Here is a 5,458-nt window from a genome sequence, read left to right on the forward strand (position 1 = left end):
GTCTTGAGATCCCCGCGCCCCCTGCGGGGTCGATCGCAGCCTCGCGGGCTCGGCAGCGGCTACGGGGCGATGTTGTGATCGGCCAGCACATGCACTTCGGGCCAGCCAGCCGAACCTAAGCTAATGCTTAAAAAGTATTTATATTTGAATTCTTAGATCGATTAGCTTTTAGCGACTTTCCTGTCTCCCAGAAGGTCCGCCCCCATGCGCCTGCCCTTTGCTTTGCGTCGTAGCTTGTCGATCACCGCCCTGGCCGGTCTGGCGCTGGGCATGGCCCTCGATGCCCAGGCCGCTAGCGACCTGCGTATCGGCTACCAGAAATCCTCGACCCTGCTGGCGGTGCTCAAGGCCCAGGGCACCCTGGAAAAACAGCTGGCGGGGCAGGGCGTGAAGATCTCCTGGCATGAATTCACCAGCGGCCTGCCCCTGGCGGAATCGTTGAACGTGGGCAACGTCGACATCAGCGCCGACGTCGCCGACACCGTGCCGGTGTTCGCCCAGGCCGCCGGCGCCAAGCTGACCTACTTCGCCACGGAAACCCCGTCGCCCGCCGCCCAGTCCATCGTCATTCCCAAGGATTCCACGCTCAAGTCCCTGGCCGACCTCAAGGGCAAGCGTATCGCCGTGACCAAGGCCGCCGGCAGCCATTACCTGCTGATCGCCGCGTTGCGCGAAGCCGGCCTGGGTTTCGCCGATATCCAGCCGGTGTACCTGACTCCGGCCGACGGCCGCGCCGCCCTGGAAACCGCCAAGGTCGATGCCTGGGTCACCTGGGAACCCTTCGTCGCCAGCGCCCAGCGCCAGCAGGGCGCGCGGGTGCTCCATGACGGCCAGGGCTTGGCCAGCTACCGGCGTTATTACCTGGCCTCCAACGATTACGCCAAGGCTCACCCCGAGGTGCTGAATCAGGTGTTCGCCGAGTTGCAGAAGACCGGCACCTGGGTCAAGGCGCACCCGACGGAGGCGGCAAAACTGCTCGGCCCGCTATGGGGCAACCTGGACGTGAGCACGGTGGAACTGGCCAACAGCCGCCGCACCTACAAGGTGGAAGCGGTGCAGCCGGACGCCCTGGGCGAGCAACAGAAAATCGCCGATGCCTTCTACCAGGAAAAACTCCTGCCCAAGCCGGTGGATGCCCGCGCGGTGCAGCTGTGGAGCCCGAAACACCTGTAACTGAGCCTTGGCTCGCCTGTGTCGGCGAGCTCCTTCCCACGGGGTAGCCGCCTGGCCGGCCCCAGCCATTTTTTTCTTCATCACCGCCGGTGACGCGGCTGCGCGTCCGGCGTCAGGAGTTCCCGTGTCTGCCGTTTACCCCCAAGAGGCCTTTGCCGTCCCAGCCTCGTCCGCTCCGCAACCGGCCAGCGCCGAGGTGGTGCTGGAGCTGCGCAACCTGACCAAGCGCTACGGCCGCGGCTCGTCCGCGCCGGCGGTGGAGCAGGTCAGCCTCAGCGTGCGCCGTGGCGAAGTGCTGTGCCTGATGGGCACCTCCGGCAGCGGCAAGTCCACCTTGCTGCGGCATATCAACCGGCTGATCGAGCCCAGCGGCGGCGAGGTGCTGATCGACGGCGCGGCCATCAGCCAGCTTTCGGCCAAGGACCTGCGCACCTTGCGTTCGCGGCGCATCGGCATGGTCTTCCAGCACTTCGGCCTGCTGCCCCATCGCAGCGTGCGCGACAACGTCGCCTTGCCCCTGGAACTGCGCGGCGAACCCGAGGCCCTGCGCCAGGCCGCGGCCGATGTGCAGCTGCGGGCCATGGGCCTGGAGGGCTGGGGCGAGCACTATCCCCATGAGCTGTCCGGCGGCATGCAGCAGCGGGTCGGCCTGGCCCGCGCGCTGGTCAGCGAGCCGGACATCCTGCTGATGGACGAACCCTTCAGCGCGCTGGACCCGACCATCCGCCGCGACCTGCAACGCCACTTCCTGCGCCTGGTGCGCGAGCGTGGCATCACCACCTTGCTGGTGACCCACGACCCGGCGGAAGCCCTGCGCCTGGCCGACCGCATCGCGGTGCTGCGCCAGGGCCAGCTGATCCAGCTCGGCAGCCCCGGCGAGTTGCTGGAGCAGCCGGCGGACGCCGAGGTGGCGGACTTCTTTCAGGAACACGGCGCGCGCAGCGACACGCTGGCCGCGGCGCCCGTCGCTTCGGCTAAAACAACAACCGCTCCGGCGCCCGTGGCCCCGGGGTTTTCCTTCTGGCAGGCGCTGTTGCTGGGGCCGGCGGCCTTGGCTGCCAGCGGCCGTGGCGCGCTGTATTGGCTGGGGTTCGCCCTGGAGTTGGTGGCGGCCAGTGCCCTGGGGCAGTGGTTGGCCAGCGCCAGTTTCGGTTGGGCTGGGTTGGCGGTGCTCGGCCTGTTGCTCAGCCGCCTGCTCAGCGTAACCCTGGCCCGCCGTCCGAGCCGCCAGGGCCGTTCCGACTGGCGCCTGCCGTGGCTGGTGCTGCTGTTGTGCCAGGGCCTGGTGCTGTGGCGGGTGCTGGCGGTGGATGCCAGCGGCCCCTGGCTGCAATTTCCCGCCGACCGCCAGGCGCTGCTGGGCACCGCGGCGGCCATCGACCAGTTGATTGGTTGGTCCCAGGTCACCTTCGAAAGCACCTTTGTCGGCGTGATAGTCGCCGTGCGCACGGTGATCGAAAGCATCGAAAGCCTGCTGGGCTGGTTGCCCTGGCCGGTCCCGGCGCTGGCCCTGGTGCTGCTGGCCTGGCGCAGTGCCGGCGCGGCCCTGGCCCTGACCAGCGCCGCGGCCTTGCTCTATATCGGCCTGTTCGGTTTCTGGGAGCGGACCATCGCCACCCTGGCCCTGGTGGGTTCCTCGGTGCTGCTGTCGCTGCTGATCGGCGTGCCCGCCGGCATCCTCCTGGCCAAGCGCGCCCTGGCGCGGCGCCTGATCACGCCCTTGCTGGACGTGATGCAGACCCTGCCGACCTTCGTGTACCTGATCCCGGCGGTCGCCTTCTTCTCGGTGGGCAAGACCCCGGCGGTGATTGCCACGGTGATCTTCGCCCTGGCGCCGATGATCCGCCTCACTGCCCTGGGGATCCGGGAAGTACCCAAAGCTGCCGTCGAAGCGGCCCTGGCCCATGGCGCCACGCCGTGGCAGATCCTGACCAAGGTCGAGCTGCCCCTGGCCGCCGGCTCGCTGCTGCTGGGGATCAACCAGACCCTGGTGATGAGCCTGTCGATGGTGGTGGTCGCGGCGCTGATCGGCGCCGGCGGCCTGGGCTACGACGTGATGACCGCGCTGCGCAATATCAAGGGCGGCGAGGGCATGCTGGCCGGCGCGGCGATCGTGTTCTGCGCGTTGATTCCCGACCGCATCATTCAAGCGACCCTGCGCCAGCGGGATCGCGCTTTCCATCAGCAATGAGGTGTCTCTTGAACAAGTCGTTTTCCCGCACCCTGGGCGCTGCCGCGCTGCTCCTGGGGCTGGCTCTGCCAGCCCTGGCCAAGGACAAGATCGTCATCGGCGAACAGAACTGGACCGGTGCCATCGCCATCCAGAACATCCTCGGCGAGGTGATCAAAAGCCGCCTCGACGGCGACGTGTCTTACCTCGCCGGTGACATACCGGTGCTGTTCGCCGCCGCGGCCAAGGGCGACGGCTCGGTGGATGTGCTGACCGATATCTGGCTGCCTAATCAATCCGCCGCCTGGGCCAAGTACGTCAGCGGCGGCACCCGCTCCCTGGTGCCGAACAAGCAACCCTACCTCGGGGTGCAGGGCTTCTATATCCCCGGTTACCTGCAAGACCAATACGGCGTGAAGTCGGTCTACGACCTGCAGAAACCTGAAGTGGCCAAGCTCTTCGAACCCCTGGGCGGCGGCAAGGCGCAATTGCTGGTGGGCCCGGCGGGGTGGGAGTCGACCTATATCGGCCAGATCAAGGCCAAGGATTTCGGCTTTGCCGACAAATTCGAATCGGTGTCCACCGAAGCCTCGGTGACCTACGCCAAGCTGGCCGCGGCCTACAAGGCCCGGCGCGGCGTGGTGTTCTACGCCTACACCCCGGACTGGATCTTCTCCGCCTTCGACCTGCGCCGCCTGGACGAACCGGCGTTCGACGGCTACGCCCAGGACAACAAGAAGGGCGACCCGCTGTACAAGGCCGACGGCTGCTGGAAATTCGTCAGCCCGACGGTGGACGCCGACTGGCTGAACAAGAGCAAGATCACCTGCGCCTACCCGGACGCCCGGGTCTATGTCCTGGCCTCCAGCGCCTTGCAGAAACGCGCGCCACGGATCGCCGCCTTCCTGGAAAACTTCAGCATCGACCCGCAGGTGTTGAACGACCTGATCCTCAGGATCGAGAAGGAACAGCAACCGGCGGCGGAAGCGGCCAAAGCCTGGGTCCAGGCCAACCCGGCGATCGTCGATCAGTGGCTGGGCGCCAGCGGCGAGAAAGTTGGAGCGGTGCAGTGAGCGAGGAGCGTCGGAACATGAGCGGGATCAAACAGGCCACCTTCGGCGCGGGTTGTTTCTGGGGCGCGGAAGCTGCGTTCCGGGCGTTGCCGGGGGTGGTGGAGACACGGGTGGGCTACGCCGTGGAGGCGGGCGACGAGTCGTTGCGGATCGAGGTGGTGCAGGTGGATTTCGATCCTCGGGTGTTGGCTTATCCGAGCCTGATCGAGCACTTCTGGGGGCTGCATGATCCGACTTCGGTGGATCGGCAGGGGGAGCATGGTGGAGTGAAATATCGCTCGGCGATCTTCCACACCAACGCCCTACAGGCCGAACAGGCACGGCAGGCCAAGACGGCCCTGCAAGACTCCGGCCGCCTCAACAAACCCGTGGCCACGGTGATCGTGCCCCTGGGTCGCTTCGACCTGGCGGATGAAGCGCACCAGTGCTACCTGGAAAAGAATGGCTTGAGCAGTTGCCATATCTGAGGGTACTGGTCGCGCAGGCCTGCTTCTGTAGGAGCAGCCGGTCGACGCTCGATTGCTCGCGATAGCGTCGGCTCTGGCACTGCATTTTTTTGGATGTGTACATATCCGTTTCTGCGGTCACGGCGGCTTAGGGTTCCGCCCTTACGGCGGGTCACTTTTGGCAAACGCCCCAAAAGTAACCAAAAGGTCTTGCCCCACCATTCGGTGCCTCGCTAGTGCTCGGCATGCCCTCACTCCGGTCCTGCTCCGGGGGCCGCCGCAATGGGCCATCCCTGGCCCAGTGCGGCTACCTCGGCATCCCTGCCGAGGTGCCCCCTGCGCAAGATCTGCGTTCGGCCTCTGGGAAAGGGGCGGGTAGATCAAGAGCAAGAGCAAGAGCCAGATCAAAAGCCAAAACCAAAACCAAAACCAAAACAGAGCCAAAGCCAAGCCAAAGCTTGCTGCCTTCGCCACGCTGCAACTCTTCTGTCTAACACGCTTTGTGTAGCCGCTGCCGAGCGCAGCGAGGCTGCGATCGGCCCGCCGGGCCGCTAACCCTGACACCTCGCAGGATCTGGGGAAACGCGGTGCCCGCC

The 5,458-nt window shown here is 66.2% G+C and carries 4 protein-coding genes; all 4 read left to right on the top strand.

The genetic code is table 11. The features are described 5' to 3' along the window. Positions 1–204: 204 nt before the first annotated feature. The 4 genes from AC07VU_RS30740 to msrA all read left to right on the top strand — a co-directional run bounded on the left by AC07VU_RS30740 (position 205) and on the right by msrA (position 4,883). A complete protein-coding gene (locus tag AC07VU_RS30740) occupies positions 205–1,173 on the top strand; it encodes an aliphatic sulfonate ABC transporter substrate-binding protein (RefSeq protein WP_495031027.1) in 969 nt (322 codons plus the stop codon). Between the two features lie 124 nt (positions 1,174–1,297). Then, positions 1,298–3,364, top strand: coding sequence for an ATP-binding cassette domain-containing protein (locus AC07VU_RS30745; RefSeq protein ID WP_495031028.1), 2,067 nt, complete (start codon positions 1,298–1,300; stop codon positions 3,362–3,364). Continuing rightward, positions 3,361–4,416 (top strand): ABC transporter substrate-binding protein, encoded by a 1,056-nt coding sequence (locus tag AC07VU_RS30750; protein ID WP_495031029.1) that lies wholly within the window; start codon positions 3,361–3,363, stop codon positions 4,414–4,416. Before AC07VU_RS30745 ends, AC07VU_RS30750 begins: the two co-directional genes overlap by 4 nt. Positions 4,417–4,433: 17 nt before the next feature. After that, complete coding sequence (gene msrA, locus AC07VU_RS30755; protein WP_495031030.1) at positions 4,434–4,883, top strand: peptide-methionine (S)-S-oxide reductase MsrA; 450 nt, start codon at positions 4,434–4,436, stop codon at positions 4,881–4,883. Positions 4,884–5,458 lie beyond the last annotated feature (575 nt).

The organism is Pseudomonas sp. GW821-FHT02B10, from assembly GCF_059421865.1.

Excerpts from the sequence above, each read along its gene's own strand:
- AC07VU_RS30740 (WP_495031027.1), top strand. The coding sequence starts at position 205 with ATGCGCCTGCCCTTTGCTTTGCGTCGTAGCTTGTCGATCACCGCCCTG.
- msrA (WP_495031030.1), top strand. The coding sequence starts at position 4,434 with ATGAGCGGGATCAAACAGGCCACCTTCGGCGCGGGTTGTTTCTGGGGC.
- AC07VU_RS30750 (WP_495031029.1), top strand. The coding sequence starts at position 3,361 with ATGAGGTGTCTCTTGAACAAGTCGTTTTCCCGCACCCTGGGCGCTGCC.